This window comes from Hydrotalea sp. GW822-HT8A01, from assembly GCF_058798575.1.
The window spans coordinates 1,534,167-1,557,249 of record NZ_CM179506.1; the positions used below are offsets into that span (position 1 = coordinate 1,534,167).

The window sequence follows — 23,083 nt, forward strand, 5'->3', positions numbered from 1 at the left end:
TGCAATGCTGAGCGGGAATATGACGTTCCTCAACCGGAAATATGATAGTTATCAGTTTTTATTTCCGTTGCCTGCTGATATAGTAGAAGATTAATGCAACACCATTTGTTGAAAGGCGGCTGAGTCACCATTAAATACATCAAAATCAACTTTTGTTTTAATGCCATTGATATGCCCTTCATTGCTGTGTTGCCAAAACTGCCAGGGTCTTTGAATACGCGGTTGTTGGGGTTCTTTATAATGAGCCACCCATAGTGGGTAATCATCAAATTCTTTACCTAAGTAACTTTCATAAAAACTGGCATAGGTGTAAATGATAGGCTTTACTTTATAAAAATTTTCTATGGTTTGTAGGTAATCTTTCAATCTTTTTTTGAGTTGGGTAGGGTTTACACCATACAATTCTTCTACATCAACCGCCGGCGGTAAATCGCCGGTTTGTAGTTGTACGGTGCGAATAAAATTTTGTGCCTGTTGTGCTCCGTTTTTAGTGGCAATAAAAAAATGATAGGCACCACGTGTAAAGCCAAATTGCTGTAAGTGCTGCCAGTTTATTTTAAATTGTTTATCGGCATCCGATAGTCCTTCGGTTGCCTTAATAAACACAAAACCAATGGCAATATGGTCTGATCTGGTATTTTTGACCATGCCCCAGCTAATATTGCTTTGATGTACACTCACATCAATGCCATGTATACTGTAGTTGTCGGGCAGTGGTATGCCAAAATCAGCATCATACGTAAATTCAATGGGGGTGGGGGTGTCTTTTTCCTGTTGAAACAAATATACCAACAGCAGCAGCAGTATCAGGAAAATGCCTGTAAGCATCCATATAACCGGCGATGTTTTTTTCTTTTTTTTCTTAGCCATGCTGCGCAGCGAAATTGAGTTACAAAAATGACATATTCATGGAATAAAAATCAAAATCATTTTTCGAATAGAGGAAGATGTTGAAGATAAACGGCATTTTACCAGGAATGAACTTATTTTTACATTCATTATGCCGTATTTTAATTTAAATGATAGTCTGAATTTAATCAGTAAGTTCACCTTCGCCCGACTGTGGAATGCCGGCAAAGTATGGAGTAGTTATCGGATTAGCCGAATGCTCGGAAAGCCTGTTCAATGGGGTTTACCCATTTCTGTTTCGTTTGAACCTACTACTTCCTGTAACCTGCGTTGCCCTGAATGTCCGAGTGGTATGCGGGAATTTACCCGGCCTACCGGCATGCTGGAAAGCAGTTTCTTTAAAAAAACAATTGATGAAATTCACAAGGAACTATTGTACCTGATTTTTTATTTTCAGGGAGAACCTTATTTGAATCCTGCTTTTTTAGAGATGGTACAATATGCACATGGTAAAGGTATTTATACTGCTACCTCTACCAATGCCCACTATTTAACCGATGAAAAAGCCAGAAAAACTGTTGAAAGCGGATTAGACAGGCTTATCATTTCTATTGATGGAACTACTCAGGATGTGTATCAGCAATACAGGGTAGGAGGTAAATTAGAAAAAGTAATTGAAGGAGCCCGTAATATTGTAAAATGGAAAAAAGCGCTGAACAGTAAAACACCTTTTGTATTTTTTCAGTTTTTAGTGGTGAAGCCGAATGAACATCAGATAGAAGCCATTAAACAATTGGGAAAAGAAGTTGGGGTAGATCAGGTTCGGTTTAAAACCGCACAGGTGTATGATTTTGAAAATGATCCCAATCAGTTAATTCCATCTATTGATAAATACAGCCGTTATAAAAAAGATAAATCGGGTAAACGTGTGGTGAAAAGTGGATTAGGTAACCATTGCTGGAAATTATGGCATGCCAATGTAATTACTTGGGATGGATTGGTGGTGCCTTGTTGTTTTGATAAAGATGCGCAGCACCAGTTGGGTAATTTGGCAACGCAAAGCTTTAAGGAAACCTGGCAAAACGAAAATTATAAGCAATTTAGAAGTGCTATTATGCAAAGCAGGAAAAATATTGATATTTGTGCCAATTGCAGTGAAGGATTAAAGGTTTGGGAAGATTGATAAAGGTTAAAAATAAATTTTATTTATGGAAATTGAGCAGGAAATACCGCAGTTACATTTTCGTAACGAACATCATAAAGCCATTGTAAATATTATTTTTACAGCAAATTGGTTGCAGGAAAAAATCAGGCAGTTTCTGACGCCTGAAGATATTACCGCTCAGCAATACAATATTTTACGTATTGTGCATGCCAGTGCCGTGCCCCTTTCTACCTTGCAGATAAGAGCGCAGATGTTGGATAAAATGAGTGACACCAGCAGAATGGTTGACCGCCTGGCGGCTAAAAAATTATTAGAAAAACGGATGGCAACGAATGATAAACGGAAAGTAGCCATTTATTTAACTGCTGAAGGTGTGGGTGTTTTGCACAGAATTGAAGCAAGAATTCATGAGTTGGATGCAATGGTTGCTGCTTTATCGGTGGAAGATGCTCAATTGCTCAATGGTTTATTAAATGCTATCCGGTAAAATTACCTGCATTTTTTATATATTAATATTATCTAACCGGTACATATTTATATTTCATCTACTTTAAAACAAAATGTACCAACTAACATTATCTTCGGTTTTTACAATGAATAGAATAAGCCAGTTTTGAATGGCTTGTGAATTTGTAATCTCCCAAAAATGAATCGCCTTATGTATGTAAAGCTGTTAAAGTCATTTTGTTTGCTTTTGTTTTGTTTAACAGGAAATGCACTTTCACTTTGGTCGCAAAAAGCGCCGGTATTTGAAATGCGTGGTGTTTGGGTAGCAACAGTGGTAAATATTGACTGGCCTGCAGAAAAAGGCATGTCGGTTGAAGCACAAAAAGCCGATTTTATTCGTTTGTTAGATATGCAACAACGCAATGGAATGAATGCTGTTTTTGTACAGATACGGCCTGCTGCCGATGCTTTTTATCCTTCCTCATACGAGCCTTGGAGCGAATTTTTAAATGGGAAGCAGGGTTTGCCGCCTACGCCGTATTATGATCCGCTGGAGTTTATGATTGAAGAAACCCATCAACGCGGTATGGAATTTCATGCCTGGTTAAATCCATATCGGGCTGTTTTTAACATTCACACATCCTCTGTATCACCATCTCACATTACTAAAATTCATCCTGAATGGTTTGTAACGTATGGTAATACAAAATATTTCAACCCCGGCCTGCCGGAAGTGCGGCAATTTGTTACCCGGGTAGTTAAAGATATTGTTACCCGTTATAAAGTAGATGGAATACACATGGATGATTATTTTTATCCATATAGAATTGCCGGTAAGGAATTTCCTGATGAAAAAGCATACCGACAATACGGGAATGGATTGAGTAAGGATGATTGGCGAAGAAATAACTGCGACAGCATTATTCATGCATTGTATCAAACCATTCGTGCCGTGAATCCTTTTGTGAAATTTGGAATCAGCCCGTTTGGTGTTTGGCGAAATAAAAGTCAGGATCCTGATGGAAGTAATACCAAAGCCGGACAAACTAATTATGATGATTTATATGCAGATATTTTATTGTGGTTAAAAAAAGGATGGATTGATTATGTAGCACCACAGTTATACTGGGAGCAAGGGCATAAGTTAGCCGATTTTGATACCCTGCTGGCCTGGTGGAATGCACATACTTATGGCAGAGATTTATATATTGGCCAGGCTATTTACCGTGCCGGAACCAATGCTGCCTGGCGTAACCCTAATGAATTACCCAATCAGTTAAAAGCTATTAGAAGCTATTCTACCACACAAGGCAGTATTTTTTTTAGCAGTAAAAATTTTGAAAGTAATCCCAATGGCTGGTCTGACAGTCTTCGCTATAATTATTATGCATTGCCTGCTATAGTGCCGCCCATGCCGTGGATTGACAGCACAAAACCACCAACACCCATATTTGCAAAAAGTAATGGCAATCTGTTTACGTTACATTATTCCGGTAAACAACCCGTTAAAGCATTTGCGATATTTGCCCTGCCCGAAAATGTTACTGAAAATATAGCCTATGCCACACTGATTAAATTATTGATTGCCGATAAAGCAGTAACTTATGAAAGGTTAGCTTCACTAATACCTGCCAATAACCGTTTATTTGCTGCAGTAGTGAGTGAACATAATGTGCTCAGTAATTGGATTGAGTTGAAATAATTACATGCAATAAAGAAGTGCTATTATTACTGTTGCGCAAAACTAATTCGTTTTAAAGGAAGATATGTTTTGGGGGTAATTAACAGCGGCACCCTTTCAACAACGGTAGTGGCATTGTCTAAACCAAATGCTTTTTGGTCAGATTGAGCCAGGTGCTTAATGGCAAAGTAAGCATCCATAATAAAACCTTCTTTAACCGAAAGTTCATTCTCTACCGACAGGAAGGTTTCCAGAATAACATAAGTAATATCTGTATGAAAGTTGCTTGCATCTAAGTCCTCATATTTATTAATACAGCACAGCTCATTATTTTTTCTCATTTCCTGCATTACCATTTTAACCAGTAAATTAATTCGGGGCTGAATACGGAAACCAAGTTTGAAGTTTATTTTAATTACTTTATCCTGCAGTAACTCTGTAACACTATATGCCATTTCATAAGGGTTATCGGCCCTGTCAATGTGCACAAACCAATACACATCAGCACGTTTTGGTTTTCGGTTTAAAATGGAATCAATAATTCTTTTTTCTATATCTCCATCACTATCGGCCTTGGTTAAGTAAACCAAATGAGTGGCATATTTGGGTACTTCTTTATCTGCACTCAGCAATTGCAAAGGGGTTGTGTAGTCTTTTACTTTTAAGAATTGCAAATAACTGTTGGTAATTTTTCGGGCTTTAAACCAAACAAACATGATAAACATCAGGCCAAATTCAAAAAATAAAAACATCCAGCGTTGTTTTATTTTGGCAACATTGGTAATAAAGAAAGAAAATTCTACAATTAAAAAAATGGTCATAATAACGGCAATCAGCCAATGGTTCCATTTTTTTACACGGTACATAAACACAAACATGAGGCTGGTGGTCATTAACATAGCTATCACAATAGAAAAGCCATAGGCAGCTTCCATAGCAGAGCTATCTTTAAAATACAGCATCATGCCTACACAACCAATCCATAATATCCAGTTAAGGCTGGGTATATAAATTTGGCCTTTTACGTTGGTAGGATATTTCACGGTAACTCTTGGCCAAAAGTTCATACTTATGGCTTCACTAATTAAAGTAAATGAGCCGCTAATTAAAGCCTGACTGGCAATAATGGTAGCAAAAGTGGCCACTATAATTCCTACCAACAAAAACCAATGGGGCATTAATGCATAAAATGGATTGGTGTTACCTAAATATGTTTCTTTTTGAGTTAATAACCAGGCTCCCTGCCCCATATAATTAAAAATTAATGCAATTTTTACAAATATCCAACTCACCTGTATATTTTTTTTACCGCAATGCCCTAAGTCGCTATACAATGCCTCAGCACCTGTTGTACATAAGAATACCGCACCCAACAGCCAGAATCCATGCGGATAATTTATTAATAATTCAATACCATAATAGGGGTTGATGGCGTTGATGATTCCGGGATGATGCCATACTTGTAAAAAACCCAATAAAAAAATCATGCTAAACCATACCAGCATAATAGGGCCAAATGCAAATCCTACCACTTTGGTTCCAAAGCGTTGAAAGAAAAATAAAAGCGAAATAATACCTACTACAATGCCAATGGTAATTGCATTTCCGGGAATGATGGTATTTTGTAAAGAATGAATGCCATTTAAGCCCTCTACAGCTGAAGCTACAGAAATGGGTGGGGTAATAATGCCATCTGCCAATAAAGTGGCTGCACCAATTATAGCTGGTATGTACAACCATTTTGCATAACGCCTTACCAAAGCAAATAATGAAAAAATGCCACCTTCACCTTTGTTATCGGCCTGAAGGGTTAATAATACATATTTGAAAGTTGTTTGCAGGGTTAATGTCCATATAATGCAGGAAATACCCCCATAAACTAATTCTTCAGAAATGGGCCTATCACCAATAATTGATCTGAAAACATATAGAGGCGAAGTGCCAATATCTCCATATATAATACCTAATGTAACCAATAATCCGGCAGCAGATAATTGGTGTAAATGCTTTGAACTGCTTGATTCAGTTTTCATGATTTGCTTTAATTGTTATCATTTGGAGGTGTAACAGCATTGCTACTGTTGCATGCGAAATGTGGCAGTTATATTTTAAGAAAACAGGAGAAAGGTGAATGATGGTAATAGCCACGTAAAAATATTACGGACAGAAAGTGTAAAGGTTGGGTTGCCATATTGATAAGAATGTGCAAAGTTATAACACATTAATACCCACTATGGATAACAGGTAACCGTATTAAGCAAAATTTAATACGTTAGGGGTATATTTTTATGTCAAAACAACATTAGCAACTGATGTAGATAATTGATTCCATTTTCCAAACAGGGTTTCTACTGCGGTGAATCGATAATTGAAAATTTGTTGCAATTGTTTTTTTACCATAAGGCTGTTGACAATATCACCCAAAAAACTAAATGGAATTTTGTAGTGAACAATATCCGTCATCTCAACGCCACCGTTAACTGATTTAAAATGGTGTTGGTGATGCCAGAATGTATAAGGTCCAAAGCGTTGTTCATCCACAAAATATTGTTGCGGCACTACATGTGTAATTTCGGTCATCCAGTATAATGGAATACCCAATATTGGTTTTAACGTATATTCAATAATTTGTCCGGCATACATTTCAGGGCCGTGGTGTTTGCTGATGATTTCAAATCCTAAATGGGCGGGTGTAATGGTTTTTAAATTATGGGGTTTGCTAAAAAAATCCCATGCTGTAGCAATATCTGTAGGAATATATTGAATGGTTTTGATAGAATAAACTTTTGACATCCTTTTATTTTACCGTTATAACAAAATAAAAACAGTAAGGTTCTCAGTGACGATGAAAAACCTTACCGTTATGCGTATTTCTTAAGTTACAACGCAAAGTGTCCGCGAATGCCAAATACATGCACCGGACCCCTGTCTTTATTATACCCCGGATTGTTCACAAACTGATAATCGAAGGTTAACCAAAAGTTGTTGAACAAGTAAGTATTGTAATAAGCTTCAATAATGCCTTCGTGTCCATAATTCAATGCGCCATCACCAATAATAAAACCATAACCTCCGGCAGCCAAAAAATCGCGATGTTCTTTCGAAATGCCATTCAGTACACCTGCAATACCTGCCACATCCGCCGGCCTATGCCAGCGGGTTCCTTTCACAGCCAGCCCAATACTGGCCGACTGATCAATTTCTGTGAATGCCCAGGTGGCATATTTGCCATCATTCCAACCTAATCTTGAAAAAATACCAATATCATCATTCAATGCCTGTTCTGCACTCAGGCCTAATCCAAATTTTTTACCTCCATAAGTATTATTTTCGGCTTCCCCACTAATTACACTTAATAAATAATTATTGTTGTTATTCAATGCATTGATTCCTTGTTGATAAGCAGGTGCACGGGTATAGGAATTGGTAATGATAAAACGAACGGCACCGGGTTGACGATTGATGTTATATTTTTTCTCAATTTCAAGTGTTTCAGAATGCGCTTTAGATAAGTGGTATTCCATTTTATGGGAATTGGCTATGGTTGGAACAGCTACACTGGATAAACGAAATGACCAGTTGTTTTGATACCATTCTGCTACAATGCCATAAGTATAGCCACGTGTGTTGGCAGGATAATCCCATGCACCGTTACCCATTAACGACCAGTTAAAAAATTGTGTTCTGGGGTCGTGACTATAAGTATTGTCATCATAAAAATCGCTGATAGCAAATTTTCCGGCAGTAATGGTGATACGATTATTAGGTACTTTATCGGTCACCTGATTTTCATCATCGGCAACGTTGGTGTATTTGCTATTACCCAGTGCAATATTTTGCTGCAAATAGGCTCTTGCTATAAATAATTGTGGTGCAACATTACCCACCCGATAGGTTTCACCGTTTAATGCGCCTGCAACACCTTGTGAATAACTCAGCCCATTACCTCCCGACATTTCAGGATTAAAATATGCTGCTGCTCCTTTCCATAATTTTCTTCCAAGAAATAAAGTTGTAGTTAAACTGGTGGCACCGGTTTCTACAGCATTGTCTAAACTGTTTTTACCACTATATGCAGCTGAAAAACCTGAATGGCTCTGTGAAATTACCGTTAGCTGAAAATGATGGCTCCAATTGCCGGAGCTATCCATCTGAAATACAGGTTGTGCATGTATTTTAACGCAGGCAAATAATAGGGTAGAAGTAAATATCCATTTCATGAGGTAAAAAAATTGAAAAATGATTGTATTCGATTCATGTTTATTTGTGTTAGTAAAATAGTTAACCTATCAGGAAAATAATCCATTCATAAACTAATAGGAAAAATATTTTTTAAACTACAATAATTGATTTAAAGCCATTGGCCAAATTTCCTGATAAACCAGACCTTGATTAATTGGGTTAATATACAGTAAGCGATTAATATTACAATAAGAAATGGGAAATATATCCAGGGCAGGGGTTGCATTTTTAGTGCATCTGCCAATGGCGAGAAGGGAATATAAATTCCAAGTATCATAATGGCCAATGTTAATGTAATAACCGGTACCGTTGCCCAACTTTGTATAAATGGTATTTTGGTTGTTCTAATCATATGAACAATCAATGTTTGTGATAATAAACCTTCTATAAACCAGCCACTTTGGAAAAATGATTGATGTGCTGGACTATTTGCTTTAAAGAAAAAGAACAATAAAGCAAATGTTGCATAATCAAAAATTGAACTGATAGGTCCAATAAAGAACATAAACCTGGCTATTCCACTTGCATCCCATTTTTTGGGTTTTTCCAAATATTCAGCATCCATTTTATCCCATGGAATGGATATTTGCGAAATATCATACAATAAATTTTGCACCAATAACTGAATGGGTAACATGGGTAGAAAAGGCAGAAATGCACTGGCGCCCAGCATACTGAACATATTACCAAAATTGCTGCTGGCAGTCATTTTAATGTATTTAATGATATTGCCAAATGTTCTTCTTCCATAAATCACCCCTTTTCTAAGTACCATCAAATCTTTTTCCAACAGAATAATATCTGCACTTTCTTTGGCAATATCCGTAGCCGTATCAACAGAAATACCCACATCGGCATCACGAAGTGCACCGGCATCATTAATGCCATCGCCCATGAAGCCAACGGTATGCCCTTTGGCTTGCAATACTTTTACTACCCTGCTTTTTTGTAGTGGACTTAATTTGGCAAAAATGTTAATGTCGTCAATTCTTGCCATCAGTTCATCGTCAGAAATTTTCTCTAACTCATTACCCAGTAAAATATGTTGTACAGTAATGCCTACATCTTTACAAATTTTCTTAGTAACAGTTTCGTTGTCGCCGGTTAATACTTTTAAAGTAATACCTAATTTCTGTAATGCCTCAATGGAAGGTTGTGCAGAGGGTTTTGCCGGATCCAGAAAACCAATAAAACCCGTAATGGTCATGTCTTTTTCATCAGCAACAGAATAGGTAAGTGCTCTGTTATCAAATTCCTTGATGGCTACCAATAAAACCCTTAACCCTTCTTTGTTTAATTTTTTTGAAGTGTTTAAAATGGTTTTACGCATAACTTCATCAATCGGAATTACTTTATCGTTTTCAATATGTAATTCTTTGTCTTCTCCGGGATCAAAAGCATGTGTGCAAAGGTCTAAAATTTCTTCCACTGCACCTTTGCAGATGAGCAGGTGTTTGCCGTTTTTCTGTTTTAGAATAACAGACATTCTTCTGCGTTGAAAATCAAATGGAATTTCATCCACTTTTGTATATTGTTCTTCAGCTTTCAGATAATCATGTAATTCGGCATGTTCCAGTACAGCAACATCTAACAGGTTTTTTAATCCGGTTTGGTGGAAGCTGTTCAGGTAGGCCCATTTTAATACCTCATCATCATCATCTCCAAATACGTTCAAGTGGCGTTCCAACACAATTTTGTCCATGGTTAATGTGCCCGTTTTATCGGTGCATAAAATATCCATGGCGCCAATGTTTTGAATGGCATTCAGGCGTTTTACAATTACTTTCCTCTTACTCATGTTTAACGCACCTTTTGCTAAATTGGCGGTAACAATCATGGGTAGCATTTCGGGGGTTAAACCTACCGCTACAGCAATGGCAAACAGTAAGGCTTCGAGCCAGTTATGCTTTACTACACCATTTAAAATAAAAATGAGCGGAACCATAAACAGCATAAACCGAATTAATAGCCAGCTTACACTGTTTACACCTTTATCGAAACTGGTTTCTGCCCTTTTGCCGGTTAGCGATTTACTGATAGAGCCAAAATAAGTTTGGTTGCCTATGTTCACTACAATAACAGTTGCAGCACCACTTACCACATTGGTGCCCATAAAACAAATGTTCTCTAATTCCAAAGGCGATTTTTGTTCGGCATCTGTAATGCTGATGTCTCTTTTTTCAACAGGTAGCGATTCGCCGGTTAACATAGCCTGACTTACAAATAAGTCTTTAGATGCCCAAACACGGCAATCGGCAGGAATCATATCTCCTGCAGAAAGTAATACCACATCTCCAACAGTTAAATCCTTAATATCCACTTCTTTTTTTCCTTCACCATTACGCAAAACCGTTGCCGTTGTTTTAACCATGCTTTTCAGCTGCTCTGCAGCTTTATTGCTTCTAAATTCCTGCCAAAATCTTAAAAAAGAGCTGAGTAATACCATTACGCCCACAACAGTTACTGTTTTATAATCTCTTTCACCGGGTGCAGCAGTAATAATATCTGTTATAATAGAGATGGCAGCTATTATAATTAATACTCCAATAAATGGATTCAGAAATGCCTCGAGTAGTTGAAGGTACCAGGATGGTGCTTTTTCGTGTGAAACCTCATTGAGCCCAAATTCCTGTTCTCTTTCTTCTTTCTCTTCTGTTGAAAGGCCGGTTTCTTTTGTTTTTAATAAAGTAATTACTTCGGGTTTTGAAGCAGTAGCTACCTGTTTTAATTTGGTTACAGAGGCAGATTGAACGGCCTGAGCTGTATTTTCTCCTGAAAAGGAAATATGCTTCACTAATTTAGCTGCTGTTGTTTTTAACATAACGCCCGGATTTTTCCCGTTAAAATTAATTGTGTTTCATGCCGGTAGTAAACAACCCACTGTAATAGCAAAGCTTTACAATAGGTTATAGCAATGCACCACAACTTCGGCTAAAAAGTAGCGTATGACAAAAAAGTGAAAATACAATATGCATGAGTATTGTTTTTAACTGTTAACGACTATTTGCTTCCATAGCCACAGTTAAAAACGTTTGTGCAGCTTAGGAAGAGAATCTTAAATTACTATGGTCCGAACCGGTTTCCATTTGCTTCATAATTAAATTGCGTGCAAAAGTAAGGGTATATCTTATTTCAAAAGTCAATTCAAGCTGTTTTTATTTTATTAAATAAATATTAAAAAGTAGTTACTTTAAACAGGCTTTATATTGCTTGTGGTAATAAATATTTAAGTACAGTACTTGAATGCAGTACTTTTTAATAAATTTTGTAAACTTGGTTGAATCTTAAAAATTGTAAAATGAAATTATTGATCAAAAATATGGTTTGCGACAGATGTATTAAAGTTGTAGGACAATTATTGGATGATACCGATATTTCCTATAAAAATATAAAGTTGGGTGAAGTAGAAACTATGTATGTACCATCTGAAACACAATTGTCAGCCTTTAAAAAATTACTTTCCGAAAATGGTTTTGAAATATTGGATGACAAGCGCTCTGCACTGGTTGAATCTCTTAAAAACATCATTATTCAACTCATTCAGAAGAATAGTGAAGAGTTCTTTACCCATAAACTATCATCAATATTAGAAGATGCCACAGGATATGACTATCATTTTTTAAGTACATTATTTTCTTCTGTAGAAGGCGTAACCATTGAAAGATATACCATTTTACAGCGAATAGAAAAAGTGAAAGAGCTATTAACCTATGATGAAATGAATTTAAGCGATATTGCTTTTGCAATGGGGTATAGCAGTGTTGCACATTTATCTGCTCAATTTAAAAAAATGACCGGATTTACGCCTACTGAATTTAAAAAAATTGGAGGACAAAGAAAGCCGCTCGATAATATTATTTGATTCGGAATTATCATCAACCATAATAATCAATACTTTCTTAATGTAATTATTTTGTAAACTAAACTATAAATGTTGTAATACTCAGGCTTTGCTTTGTAAGGAGCTTTGTGGTATCAAACATTTATGTATGCAAACAGTTAAGAAAATATTTCCGGTAATTGGTATGAGTTGCGCATCTTGCGCAATTAGCGTAGAATCAATGTTGCAGCCTGTTAATGGTGTGGTACATGCCAATGTGAATTATGCAGCACAACAGGTAATGGTTGAGTATGATGAATCGGTTGTAACACCACAAAAATTAAAGTCTGTTGTTCAATCAATTGGATATGATTTAATGATTGATGAGAAAGGGGATATACATAAAAGTAAACAGCGCGAGGATTTACAGTTTCGTATGCTACAACAAAAAACCTTTTTTGCTTTTCTCTTTTCCATCCCTGTGGTATTAATCAGTATGGTTTTTATGCATGTACCTTATGGCAATTGGATGATGATGTTTTTATCCATTCCTGTTGTTTTTTATTTTGGACGTCAGTTTTTTATCAATGCATTGAAGCAGGCCAGGCATGGAAAAGCAAATATGGATACGTTAGTTGCACTTAGTACTTTCACTGCTTTTTTATTTAGCACTTTTACAACAGTTTTTCCGTCTTTTTGGATTAGCCGCGGATTACCAGCACATGTTTATTTTGAGGCATCTGTTGTAATTATTACGTTTATTTTATTAGGGAAGTTGTTGGAAGAAAAAGCAAAGTCAAATACTTCTTCCGCACTGAAAAAATTAATGCAATTGCAACCTGATACAGTAACTATTTTTGAAAATGGTGCTGAAAAGCAAATACTGACAGCTGAAGTTGCAATAGGTAATATGGTTGTTATGAAACCAGGTGAAAAAGTGCCTGTAGATGGCATTGTTACAAAGGGAACTTCTTTTGTTGATGAGAGTATGATTAGCGGAGAGTATACACCGATTGAAAAATATGAAGGTAGCAGTGTGTATGCCGGAACAATCAATCAAAAAGGCCATTTTATATTTAGGGCCGAAAAAGTGGGTGGTGACACAGTATTGGGGCATATTATACAATTGGTGCAGGAGGCACAGGGCAGCAAAGCACCTGTGCAACGATTGGCAGATAAAGTAGCCGGTATTTTCGTTCCGGTTGTAATGGGTATTGCTTTGCTTGCTTTTGCTGTTTGGTTGCTGTTAGGCGGAAATGATGCCTTTTCACATGCTTTACTTGCTTTTGTTACGGTATTAATTATTGCCTGTCCATGTGCATTGGGTTTAGCAACACCAACCGCAATGATGGCAGGTATAGGTAAAGGAGCTGAAAATAATATCCTGATTAAAGATGCTGAAAGCCTTGAAGCAGGCTACAAAGTAAATGCCGTTGTTTTAGATAAAACAGGCACACTCACAGAAGGAAAGCCAACTGTAACAGAAATTGTTTGGAATAAAACCATTGCTGATCGTCATTTGTCTGCTAACATTTTATATGCACTTGAAGCTAAATCCGAGCATCCGCTGGCAGAGGCTGTGCTTAATTATATAAAAAAAGAACAAACTGATAATGATATTCATTTAACCGATTTTCAAAGCATTACAGGCAGGGGTATCAGAGCACTTTTTGCAAATAAATTGTGGCTGGTTGGAAACAAACGAATGATAGAGGAACATAAGCTTTCACTCAATAATGAACTGCTTTCATTGGCTGATTCCTGGCAACAATCTGCTAAAACTGTGGTTTATTTTGCCAACGATTTACAGGTGCTGGCTATTATTGGAATAACGGATGAAATTAAGCCAACTGCATTAGCAGCTATACATACGCTTCATGAAATGGGTATTGCAGTGTATATGCTTACTGGCGATAATCAATCCACTGCCGCAGCAGTAGCAAAATCGGTTGGTATAACACATTATACAAGTGATGCATTGCCTGCACAAAAAGCAAAATTCATTCAGGATCTTCAGCAACAGGGGAAGATAGTAGCAATGGTAGGTGATGGGATAAATGATAGTCAGGCCTTAGCATTGGCCAATGTTAGTATAGCCATGGGTAGCGGAACCGATATTGCAATGGATGTAGCCAAAATTACCCTTATCACGAAAGATCTAACTGCGTTGCCAAAAGCTTTAGTACTATCAGCAAAAACGGTACGTATAATCCGTGAAAATCTTTTTTGGGCATTCATTTACAACATAATAGGCATTCCTATTGCTGCCGGTATTTTATATCCGGTTAATGGTTTTTTGTTAAATCCTATGATAGCCGGTGCAGCTATGGCATTTAGTTCTGTTTCAGTAGTGTTGAATAGTTTACGTTTAAAAACAATTCGCTTGTAATGTACCCCATTCACATTGCTGTTGCTTCTAAAAATATTGTAAAGTCGTTTAAAAATTTTGTAATAGTTAGAACATTTATGTTCTCTAATTTTGTTAAAAAATATAAATAATTTTATGAAATCATTAAAGTTTAAAACAAATATCCAGTGCAGCAGTTGTGTTGCCAAAGTATCTCCTGTGCTGAATAACGAAAAAAGTATTGAACATTGGGAAGTAGATACAACGAACAAAAATAAAGTTCTTACGGTACAAACCGGTTCTATGGAAGAAAAGGAGATTGTTCAATTGGTTAAGAATGCCGGATATACAGCTGAGCCACTATCTTAACTTTGGCAAATTATAATTCTATGGTATCTTTACTTATGACATTCAACGTGAATCAAACCTTCTTAAATAAAATCGGTCGTTTTTTTATAAAAATTGTCACTACTCTTTTTGTTCATAAGAAGGATTGTTGTAAGTAATAGTATATTTAAAATTGTGTTATTTTTGTTTTTTAAGATTGTAAAAATTTTTTGTTACACATAAACATTGATTTGAAAAAGCTTTTCACCATATTACTATTGTTACTGTATGGCCTGAGTGTTCAGGGTGCTACCATTCATGTACATTATTGCATGGGTAAATGGGCAGGAATTGAGCTGGTGAAAACTTCCGATAATACCAACTGCAGTAATTGTGGCATGCTGCTCAAAAAGAGCAGAAAAGGTAATTGCTGTAAAGATGTGCAACAAAAAATACAAGTTAGTCAAGACCAGTCTACTGCCCATTCATTTGTTTTTCAAGCTGCACAACCCGTATTTGTATTGCCAGCAAAACCGGCAATGGAAAACTTAGCGCTTTACTTTCCGTCACTATTCATTCAGTTTCCTGCAACACATGTACCACCTGATTTATGCAGTGTTCAGCTTTTTATTCGGAATCGTATTTTTCTGATATAGTATTATTTCTTTACTTGTAGTCCGGGCTCCTTGCCTTAGGGCTATTTTGTATGCCTTTGTGTATAGTGCATTGTATTTTCCACTCATTTTTATATTTAAAAATATTGTAGCATGATTGCAAAGATCATCGGTTGGTCGCTGCGAAATCGGTTTGTGGTATTATTGATTGCCATTGGCTTACTCATTTTGGGTATTCTCAACGTTCAAAAAAATCCTGTGGATGCTATTCCTGATTTAAGTGAAAACCAGGTAATTGTTTTTACGGAATGGTCGGGGCGTGGGCCACAAATTATGGAAGACCAGATTACTTATCCATTAGTAAGTAACCTGCAGGGTATTCCAAAAGTTAAAAACATACGAGCCACTTCTATGTTTGGAATGAGTTTTATTTACTTGGTGTTTGAAGATAATACCGATATTTATTGGGCTCGTTCCCGTGTTTTGGAACGATTGAATTATGCGCAACGTTTGCTGCCTACAGGTATTACCCCAACATTGGGGCCTGATGGAACCGGCGTAGGGCATGTATTCTGGTACACACTGCATGCAAAAAACATGAATCTTGGTGAGCAAAGGGCATTACAAGACTGGTATGTTAAACTGGCGCTTCAAACTGTGCCGGGTGTTGCCGAAGTAGCATCATTTGGTGGTTTTGAAAAGCAGTATCAAATTGTCATTAATCCCATAAAACTACAGTATTATCAAATAAGTCTGCCACAAGTACTTCAAAAAGTGAAAGCCAATAATAACGATGTAGGCGGCCGGAAATTTGAAATGAGCGATATGGGTTATATCATTCGTGGGCTGGGTTATATAAAAAATATAGGTGATATTGAATCTATCGCTGTAGGTAACTACAATGGAATCCCCGTTAGAATAAAAGATATTGGTACAGTACAAATGGGCGGCGATTTGCGACTTGGTATTTTCGATGAAAACGGAACCGGTGAAGTGGTAGGAGGTATTGTAGTAATGCGTTATGGCGAAAACGCCGACAAGGTAATTAAAGCGGTAAAAAATAAAATGAACGACATACAAAAGGGGCTTCCTGATGGGGTTACATTTCATGTAGCCTATGACAGAAGTACTTTAATTGAAGCAGCTATACAAAATATTAAATCGAAGCTGGTGGAAGAAATGATCATCGTTGCACTGATTGTAATTGTATTTCTGTTTCACTGGCGCAGTGCACTCAGCATCATTATTCAAATTCCGATAACTATTGCCATTAGTTTTATTCTGCTGAATTTATTGGGTATTTCTTCCAACATCATGTCATTAACAGGTATTGCATTAGCCATTGGGGTGATAGTAGATAACGGAATCATTATGAGCGAAAATGCTTATCGCCATTTATCAGAAAGACAAAACAATTACCACTAACATTCATTTTATGCAGAACATATTTCAAAAAATGAAACAAAAAAATTACAAGCCTATTCCTGAAACAGAAAGGATAGCGATAATTGAAAAATCGAGCATCCAGGTATCACGTGGCGTATTCTTTTCAACAGTTATTATTATCACATCATTTCTTCCAGTATTTTTATTAACGGGGCAGGAAGGCAAATTGTTTCATCCCTTAGCATACACCAAAACATTCATTTTAATTGTAGATGCCATATTGGTAATAACACTGGCTCCTGTGCTTATTTCTTTTTTTATGAAAGGAAGGTTTAAGCCGGAATCTAAAAATCCTGTAAATCGATTGCTTGAAAAAATTTATACACCTATAATTCGTTTGTGTATAAAATGGAGAAAAACAACACTTTTCGTCAATATCATCGCGTTAGCCATTAGTATTCCATTGGTTAGCAGTTTGGGAAGGGAGTTTATGCCGCCCTTAGATGAGGGTAGCATTTTATTTATGCCGGTAACATTACCGGATGTTTCCAACAGTGAAATCAAAAGAATTTTACAGGTTCAGGACAAGATTATTACTACAGTACCTGAAGTTAAAAATGTACTGGGTAAAGCAGGAAGAGTCAATTCTGCAACGGATAATTCTCCCATTAATATGATTGAAACCATTATACTCCTGAAGCCGCAGAATCAATGGAGGAAGGGTATTACCAAAAACGATATCATCAATGAGTTGAATAACAAGTTACAAATTCCGGGTGTTACCAACGGATGGACACAGCCCATTATTAACAGAATTAATATGCTTTCAACCGGTATCAGAACGGATGTGGGCATTAAAGTATATGGACAAAATTTAGATACCATTTATACTTTGTCAGAAAAAATAAAACAGGCATTATCCGGTATAGCAGGTGTAAAAGATTTGTATGTAGAGCCCATTACCGGTGGCCGTTATATTGATATGAATATTAAACGGGATGAAATTAGCCGTTACGGTTTAAGTGTAGACGATGTGAACGATGTTATTGAAATGGCACTTGGGGGTAAAGTAATTAGCACAACGGTGGAAGGTCGTCAACGGTTTACTGTGAACGCTCGTTTTGCACAAGACTTTAGAAATAGTTTGTACGATTTGGAAAATATACAGGTGCAAACACCTGCTAACGGGCCTATTCCCTTAAAGGCAGTGGCTGATATTCATATAACCGAAGGTCCGCCGATGATTAATTCGGAAAATGCATTATTACGTGGAACTGTTTTGTTTAATGTGCGTGACAGAGATTTGGGCAGTACCGTTAACGCTTCTATGGAACAATTAAATAAGATGATAAAAAAACTACCCAAAGGATATTTTATGGAATGGAGCGGACAATATGAAAATCTAATCAGAAGCGAACAAACTTTGAAATGGATTTTACCTATTGTAATTTTTATCATTTTTCTGTCGATGTATTTTGCTTTTCATTCAGCACGAGAAGCTTTATTAAGTCTGATTTCTATTCCTTTTGCATTAATTGGGGGTGCCTTGATGATTTATTTCTGGCATGTGAATTTATCTGTAGCTGTAGCGGTGGGCTTTATTGCTTTATTTGGGCTGGCAGTTGAAACGGGTATCGTTATGGTAATTTATTTGAATGATGCCATGCAACAGTTAATAACATTGAAAGGAAATTCGGCAGCAACCATTACACGTACAGACCTGAGGGAATATGTAATTGAAGGTGCTACCAAAAGATTACGACCTAAAATTATGACGGTAAGTGTATCCTTATTTGCATTGATTCCCATTTTGTGGAGTCATGGTGTTGGAAGTGATGTAATGAAACCAATTGTATTACCCATGGTAGGTGGTGTATTTACATCTGCTATTCATATTTTATTGGTTACTCCGCTTATTTTTTTAATGAGTAAAGAATATGAATTACGCAAATATGGGCGGATAGAAGTATTTGAATCAAAACATTAAAATATAAATACATGAAAAAAGTAATTATATTAATAATAACAGGGTTGTATTTTGTTCCATTATCTGCGCAACAGGTTTTATCCTTGCAACAAATAAAAGATAGCCTGTTACAGCATTATCCTGCATTTAAAATGTTAGATGCTTCTGCTGTGTCATTGCAGCAAGCGGCCAAAGGTGCATATAGCTGGTCTGCACCGGAAGTAGGTGCCGGATTTTATATGACGCCTTATAATCCTGAAAAATGGAAAGTGATGAATGGCCAGCCGGGTATGGGTGCTTTTATGTTGAGTGCCCAACAAATGTTTCCAAACAAACAAAAACAGCAAACCACGTTTGCGTATATGGATGCACAGGCTGCTGTTGAAAAACAAAAAAAAGAAGTAGTGCTCAATGATTTGATGTTTGAGGCCGGAGAAAAATATGTGGAATGGATAATAGCTGAAAAAAAATTGAAAGTGATTCACGAAAACAAATCCTTGTTGCAATGGATGATGCAGCAGGCTGAAACCCGTTATACCAATGGCGCCGGACAAATAAATGCTTATTATAAAACAAAGGCCGCTTTTGAAAATGTAGAAAATTTACAATTGCAATTACACAATACAATAGATGAAAGCCGTATAGCACTGAATACAATCATGTATCGGGATGTGCATACTCCTTTCGTTATTGATACAACCATTCACTGGATTACATTCAATGATCAAATGTTTAGTGCCACAGCGCTCATGCAACAAAAAAGTGAGGTGCAGGTATTGAATCGTTCTATTGAAGTAAACCAATTGCAGCGTACTGCAGAATTAGCACAACTTAAACCTGAGTATGGACTGCGTTTTGATCAGATGATGGGATGGGCACAACAACCCTGGTTGTTTACTGCAATGGTTACGGTAAAACTGCCTTTTGCCAAATGGGCTTCTAAAATGAATAAAGCAAAGGCAGAAAGTTTGGTTTGGCAAAATGAAGCCCTGCAACAGCAAAAACAAATGATTGTAAATGAAGCATCAGGAAAGGCCAATACTGTTTGGTTAGAACTGCAGTTAAAAAAACAACAAATGCAGTTGTATGAAAATAAAATTATTCCTGCCCTTCAAAAAAATTACCAAACAGCACAAATTGGATTTGCTCAAAATACCGCTGATTTATTTGAGTTGTTTGATGCATGGCAAACTTTGTATTTAACAGAATTGGCTTATTTGGATGAAATGCAAACTGCCTTACAAAAACAAACAGAACTATTGAAAATTATAGAACTACAATAAATACGTTACAATGAAACAATATCGCTTATTGAGCACTGTTGTATTTTCAATTACTTTGATGCTTTTAACAGCATGCCAATGGCCTGCTCATCATCCATCAAATGATGTGAATGCCAAAGCATATACCTGCCCAATGCCATCTGATCATTATTTTTCAGACAAACCGGGTAAATGCCCTAAGTGCGGTATGCAATTAATTGCCAATCCCGAAGCAGGTAACAAAAACAAATCAGATAGTACACAAAAAATACAATCGCATCATACAATAAAATATACCTGCCCCATGCATCCACAAATCATTAGTGATAGGGCAGGTGCATGCCCCATTTGTGGGATGGCATTGGAAATTCAAAAACCCGATTCGTTGGCCAGAACCGTTTCGTTGAATGCTTTATTAAAACCGGTCAATCATCAGGTAATTGCAAATGTGCCCATGATACACATGATGCCCCGAATGGAAAATATTGAATTGAGGGTTTATGGATTTGTGCAATACAATCCTAACTATAATAATAGTATTGTGACCAATGTTAGTGGAAGAATAGATAAGCTATACATTCAATATAAATATCAGGAAGTACATGCCGGTGATAAAATTGCAGAGATTTACAGTCCGGATTTGTTATCTGCTCAGGAAAATTTATTGATGATACTTAAAAATGATCCGGCTAATGCTTCACTCATCAATAGTGCACGACAAAAATTATTATTGTTGGGAATGAGTCAACGTCAATTAGATGCCGTTGAAAAATCAGGGAAAGCTTTCATGCATGTTACCATCTACAGCCAATATTCGGGTCATATTCATGAATCTATTCAAAACAGTGGAATGGGTGAAAATGCAAATGGCACATCCCCAGCAATGTTATTTGTTACACCGCCATTATCTTTAAAAGAAGGGATGTATGTAGCAAAAGGAACTATACTTTTTTACGTTTTTAATCCCAATAAAGCATGGGCTATACTCAATTTATTTGATAATGATGTTCCATTGGTAAAGCAGGGCAATAAGGTTTTGTTTTATTCGGAAACGAATCCTGAACAGCAGGTAGTGGCTGCCATTCATTTCATAGAACCCTATTATCAAAACGGCAATAAAACAACTACTGCACGTGTGGTATTTGATAACAGTACACTAAATATTCCTATTGGAAGCCAGGTTACTGCTACTATTTTTACCGGTAATAAAACTGCAAACTGGTTGCCCAAAGAAGCAGTGCTTTCACTGGGTATGGATAAAGTAGTTTTTGTAAGAAATGGTGAGGTGTTTGTTGCCAGAAAAGTGCAAACGGGGTTGGTATATAAAAATTTAATTCAAATAATGGGTGGACTAAAAGCCAATGAGGCGGTAGCTGCCGATGCACAATATTTGGTAGATAGTGAAAGTTTTATTCAATTAAAATCATAGTTATGAAAATGCATGTTTGGATAGCAGTTTTATTGTTGTTTTTTATCAATGCCTGTAAAGAAAAAGCGCAAACCAAAACAGATGCAGATACTTATTATACTTGTAGTATGCATCCTCAGGTAATGCAGAATCATCCAGGCAATTGCCCTATTTGCCATATGGAGTTGATTGCAGTAAAAAAACAACAGACTACTGCAAATGAAATCCTGTTAACTGACGAACAAATGCAACTGGCTAATATTCAAACCGATACCATTCAAAATGGTAGTATTGAGAATAAGATAATACTTACAGGAACGGTTGCTTTCAACCAGTCAGCCATCAATAGTGTGAGTGCCAGAATTACAGGAAGAATTGATCATTTGTATTTTAAACAGTTAGGTGCCAGTGTTTCACCGGGTCAGCCCTTGTTTGATCTATACAGTGAAACATTGAACAACGCCAAACAGGAATATGTACAACTATATCAACAACAGCATCAGTTAAACAATAGTGCTGTTCAGGTGGCTCAATTATTACAAAGTGCAAAAAATAAATTGTTGTTATGGGGAATGAATGAACAACAAATCAGTAGCTTGTTAAAAGAAAAAACAATACCCCCCATCACTACTTTTTACAGTAATGTTTCCGGGGTTATTACTGAATTGCCTGTAGTGCAGGGGCAATATGTAACAGAAGGTGCCACTGTTTTGAAAGTTGCTGATTTGTCGACCATTTGGGTAGAAGCACAAGTGTATGCAGCTAATTTATCAACAGTTCGTCAGGGGCATACCGTTGATGTACAGTTTCCTGATTTTCCCGGCCTTATTTTGAAGGGGAAAATCGATTTTATCAATCCTGAAATGACTGCTGAAGAGCGAGTGGTATTGGCAAGAATTGCTTTGTCAAATGTAAACGGGCAATTAAAGCCCGGTATGCCTGTTTATGTAATTGCAAGTGCCCATCAGCAAAATGGACTTATGTTGCCTTTGCATTCGGTACTGCAATATGGTAATATGAATATTGTGTGGGTACAAACAGCCTATCATACCTTTCAGCAGCGAATGGTGCAAACAGGCACGCAAAACAGCACTGCTATTCTCATTACAAAAGGTTTAAAAAATGGCGATGTGGTGGTTACCAATGGCACTTATTTATTAAATAGTGATGCGGTATTTAAGCATGGAGATAATATGCAGACGAATATGCCGGGTATGGATATGCATGCACACGAAAAGTGATTGATTATTCTTTGGGTAAATTGTTCAATAAAAAATCACGAATATTACCACCCATTATTTTTTCAATCTCATTCCGGTTAAAGCCCTCTGCTATTAATGCATGCACAATTGCAGGGAATCCGGTAATATCATAACTGGCTGTAATGGCACCATCAAAATCAGAGCCTAATGCAACTTTATCAACACCAATTCTGTTGGCTACATAACGTATGGCGCTAATTCACAACTTTAAATCAATTGGCTTTTTCACAATTTTAGGATAATTTGTGTTGACAGGTTTTAAAATTTTAGAAGGGGGATATTTAAAAAAATAATTCTTTTTTGGGTG

Annotated in this window: 18 protein-coding genes; 12 read left to right on the forward strand and 6 right to left on the reverse strand. The window is 36.7% G+C overall.

Annotated features, from left to right (window positions below):
- Positions 1-90 precede the first annotated feature (90 nt).
- Positions 91-870 carry a glycoside hydrolase family 25 protein gene (locus AC3QLY_RS06760; protein WP_492991064.1) on the reverse strand — a complete coding sequence of 260 codons (780 nt, stop codon included), beginning with the start codon at positions 868-870 and terminating at the stop codon, positions 91-93.
- Between the two features lie 130 nt (positions 871-1,000).
- Here AC3QLY_RS06760 and AC3QLY_RS06765 point away from each other — a divergent pair, with 130 nt between their 5' ends.
- The 3 genes from AC3QLY_RS06765 to AC3QLY_RS06775 all read left to right on the forward strand — a co-directional run bounded on the left by AC3QLY_RS06765 (position 1,001) and on the right by AC3QLY_RS06775 (position 4,163).
- Positions 1,001-2,032: a radical SAM/SPASM domain-containing protein gene (locus AC3QLY_RS06765; protein ID WP_218331422.1), complete on the forward strand. Its 1,032-nt coding sequence runs from the start codon at positions 1,001-1,003 to the stop codon at positions 2,030-2,032.
- Between the two features lie 25 nt (positions 2,033-2,057).
- Positions 2,058-2,501, forward strand: a complete 444-nt coding sequence (locus tag AC3QLY_RS06770) for a MarR family winged helix-turn-helix transcriptional regulator (RefSeq protein ID WP_074417388.1) — start codon at positions 2,058-2,060, stop codon at positions 2,499-2,501.
- 171 nt (positions 2,502-2,672) lie between these two features.
- Entirely contained in the window at positions 2,673-4,163 is a 1,491-nt protein-coding gene (locus AC3QLY_RS06775) for a glycoside hydrolase family 10-like protein (RefSeq protein WP_492991067.1), read from the forward strand.
- A 26-nt stretch (positions 4,164-4,189) separates the two neighbouring features.
- On the opposite strand, the gene AC3QLY_RS06780 is transcribed toward AC3QLY_RS06775, so the two are convergent.
- The 4 genes from AC3QLY_RS06780 to mgtA form a co-directional block, all read right to left on the reverse strand.
- Entirely contained in the window at positions 4,190-6,175 is a 1,986-nt protein-coding gene (locus AC3QLY_RS06780; protein WP_492991069.1) for a KUP/HAK/KT family potassium transporter, read from the reverse strand.
- 253 nt (positions 6,176-6,428) lie between these two features.
- Positions 6,429-6,935, reverse strand: a complete 507-nt coding sequence (locus tag AC3QLY_RS06785; protein ID WP_492991071.1) for an SRPBCC family protein — start codon at positions 6,933-6,935, stop codon at positions 6,429-6,431.
- A gap of 86 nt (positions 6,936-7,021) precedes the next feature.
- Positions 7,022-8,362 (reverse strand): carbohydrate porin, encoded by a 1,341-nt coding sequence (locus AC3QLY_RS06790; protein ID WP_288095244.1) that lies wholly within the window; start codon positions 8,360-8,362, stop codon positions 7,022-7,024.
- Positions 8,363-8,493: 131 nt separating this feature from the next.
- Positions 8,494-11,205, reverse strand: a complete 2,712-nt coding sequence (mgtA, locus tag AC3QLY_RS06795; RefSeq protein ID WP_218331427.1) for a magnesium-translocating P-type ATPase — start codon at positions 11,203-11,205, stop codon at positions 8,494-8,496.
- A gap of 477 nt (positions 11,206-11,682) precedes the next feature.
- On the opposite strand from mgtA, the gene AC3QLY_RS06800 reads away from it, so the two are divergent.
- The 9 genes from AC3QLY_RS06800 (at position 11,683) to AC3QLY_RS06840 (ending at position 22,755) form a co-directional block, all read left to right on the forward strand.
- Positions 11,683-12,246, forward strand: coding sequence for a helix-turn-helix domain-containing protein (locus AC3QLY_RS06800; protein WP_218331428.1), 564 nt, complete (start codon positions 11,683-11,685; stop codon positions 12,244-12,246).
- A 127-nt stretch (positions 12,247-12,373) separates the two neighbouring features.
- Complete coding sequence (locus AC3QLY_RS06805) at positions 12,374-14,593, forward strand: heavy metal translocating P-type ATPase (RefSeq protein ID WP_492991074.1); 2,220 nt, start codon at positions 12,374-12,376, stop codon at positions 14,591-14,593.
- A 114-nt stretch (positions 14,594-14,707) separates the two neighbouring features.
- Positions 14,708-14,920, forward strand: coding sequence for a heavy-metal-associated domain-containing protein (locus tag AC3QLY_RS06810; protein ID WP_074417395.1), 213 nt, complete (start codon positions 14,708-14,710; stop codon positions 14,918-14,920).
- Positions 14,921-15,129: 209 nt separating this feature from the next.
- A complete protein-coding gene (locus AC3QLY_RS06815; RefSeq protein ID WP_492991076.1) occupies positions 15,130-15,534 on the forward strand; it encodes an HYC_CC_PP family protein in 405 nt (134 codons plus the stop codon).
- A gap of 111 nt (positions 15,535-15,645) precedes the next feature.
- Complete coding sequence (locus tag AC3QLY_RS06820) at positions 15,646-16,917, forward strand: efflux RND transporter permease subunit (protein WP_492991078.1); 1,272 nt, start codon at positions 15,646-15,648, stop codon at positions 16,915-16,917.
- Positions 16,918-16,927: 10 nt separating this feature from the next.
- The gene (locus tag AC3QLY_RS06825; RefSeq protein ID WP_492991080.1) at positions 16,928-18,865 is read left to right on the forward strand and encodes an efflux RND transporter permease subunit; all 1,938 of its coding nucleotides are present in this window, start codon (positions 16,928-16,930) and stop codon (positions 18,863-18,865) included.
- Positions 18,866-18,876: 11 nt separating this feature from the next.
- Positions 18,877-20,127, forward strand: coding sequence for a TolC family protein (locus AC3QLY_RS06830; RefSeq protein WP_492991082.1), 1,251 nt, complete (start codon positions 18,877-18,879; stop codon positions 20,125-20,127).
- 10 nt (positions 20,128-20,137) lie between these two features.
- Positions 20,138-21,535 carry a heavy metal-binding domain-containing protein gene (locus AC3QLY_RS06835; RefSeq protein WP_492991084.1) on the forward strand — a complete coding sequence of 466 codons (1,398 nt, stop codon included), beginning with the start codon at positions 20,138-20,140 and terminating at the stop codon, positions 21,533-21,535.
- 2 nt (positions 21,536-21,537) lie between these two features.
- Positions 21,538-22,755: an efflux RND transporter periplasmic adaptor subunit gene (locus AC3QLY_RS06840; protein WP_492991086.1), complete on the forward strand. Its 1,218-nt coding sequence runs from the start codon at positions 21,538-21,540 to the stop codon at positions 22,753-22,755.
- A 4-nt stretch (positions 22,756-22,759) separates the two neighbouring features.
- On the opposite strand, the gene AC3QLY_RS06845 is transcribed toward AC3QLY_RS06840, so the two are convergent.
- A complete protein-coding gene (locus tag AC3QLY_RS06845) occupies positions 22,760-22,975 on the reverse strand; it encodes a membrane dipeptidase (protein ID WP_492991260.1) in 216 nt (71 codons plus the stop codon).
- Positions 22,976-23,083: the final 108 nt, after the last annotated feature.

Coding starts and splice junctions, on each gene's coding strand:
- AC3QLY_RS06760 (WP_492991064.1), bottom strand. CDS start 870: ATGGCTAAGAAAAAAAAGAAAAAAACATCGCCGGTTATATGGATGCTT.
- AC3QLY_RS06765 (WP_218331422.1), top strand. CDS start 1,001: ATGCCGTATTTTAATTTAAATGATAGTCTGAATTTAATCAGTAAGTTC.
- AC3QLY_RS06770 (WP_074417388.1), top strand. CDS start 2,058: ATGGAAATTGAGCAGGAAATACCGCAGTTACATTTTCGTAACGAACAT.
- AC3QLY_RS06775 (WP_492991067.1), top strand. CDS start 2,673: ATGTATGTAAAGCTGTTAAAGTCATTTTGTTTGCTTTTGTTTTGTTTA.
- AC3QLY_RS06780 (WP_492991069.1), bottom strand. CDS start 6,175: ATGAAAACTGAATCAAGCAGTTCAAAGCATTTACACCAATTATCTGCT.
- AC3QLY_RS06785 (WP_492991071.1), bottom strand. CDS start 6,935: ATGTCAAAAGTTTATTCTATCAAAACCATTCAATATATTCCTACAGAT.
- AC3QLY_RS06790 (WP_288095244.1), bottom strand. CDS start 8,362: ATGAAATGGATATTTACTTCTACCCTATTATTTGCCTGCGTTAAAATA.
- mgtA (WP_218331427.1), bottom strand. CDS start 11,205: ATGTTAAAAACAACAGCAGCTAAATTAGTGAAGCATATTTCCTTTTCA.
- AC3QLY_RS06800 (WP_218331428.1), top strand. CDS start 11,683: ATGAAATTATTGATCAAAAATATGGTTTGCGACAGATGTATTAAAGTT.
- AC3QLY_RS06805 (WP_492991074.1), top strand. CDS start 12,374: ATGCAAACAGTTAAGAAAATATTTCCGGTAATTGGTATGAGTTGCGCA.
- AC3QLY_RS06810 (WP_074417395.1), top strand. CDS start 14,708: ATGAAATCATTAAAGTTTAAAACAAATATCCAGTGCAGCAGTTGTGTT.
- AC3QLY_RS06820 (WP_492991078.1), top strand. CDS start 15,646: ATGATTGCAAAGATCATCGGTTGGTCGCTGCGAAATCGGTTTGTGGTA.
- AC3QLY_RS06825 (WP_492991080.1), top strand. CDS start 16,928: ATGCAGAACATATTTCAAAAAATGAAACAAAAAAATTACAAGCCTATT.
- AC3QLY_RS06830 (WP_492991082.1), top strand. CDS start 18,877: ATGAAAAAAGTAATTATATTAATAATAACAGGGTTGTATTTTGTTCCA.
- AC3QLY_RS06835 (WP_492991084.1), top strand. CDS start 20,138: ATGAAACAATATCGCTTATTGAGCACTGTTGTATTTTCAATTACTTTG.
- AC3QLY_RS06840 (WP_492991086.1), top strand. CDS start 21,538: ATGAAAATGCATGTTTGGATAGCAGTTTTATTGTTGTTTTTTATCAAT.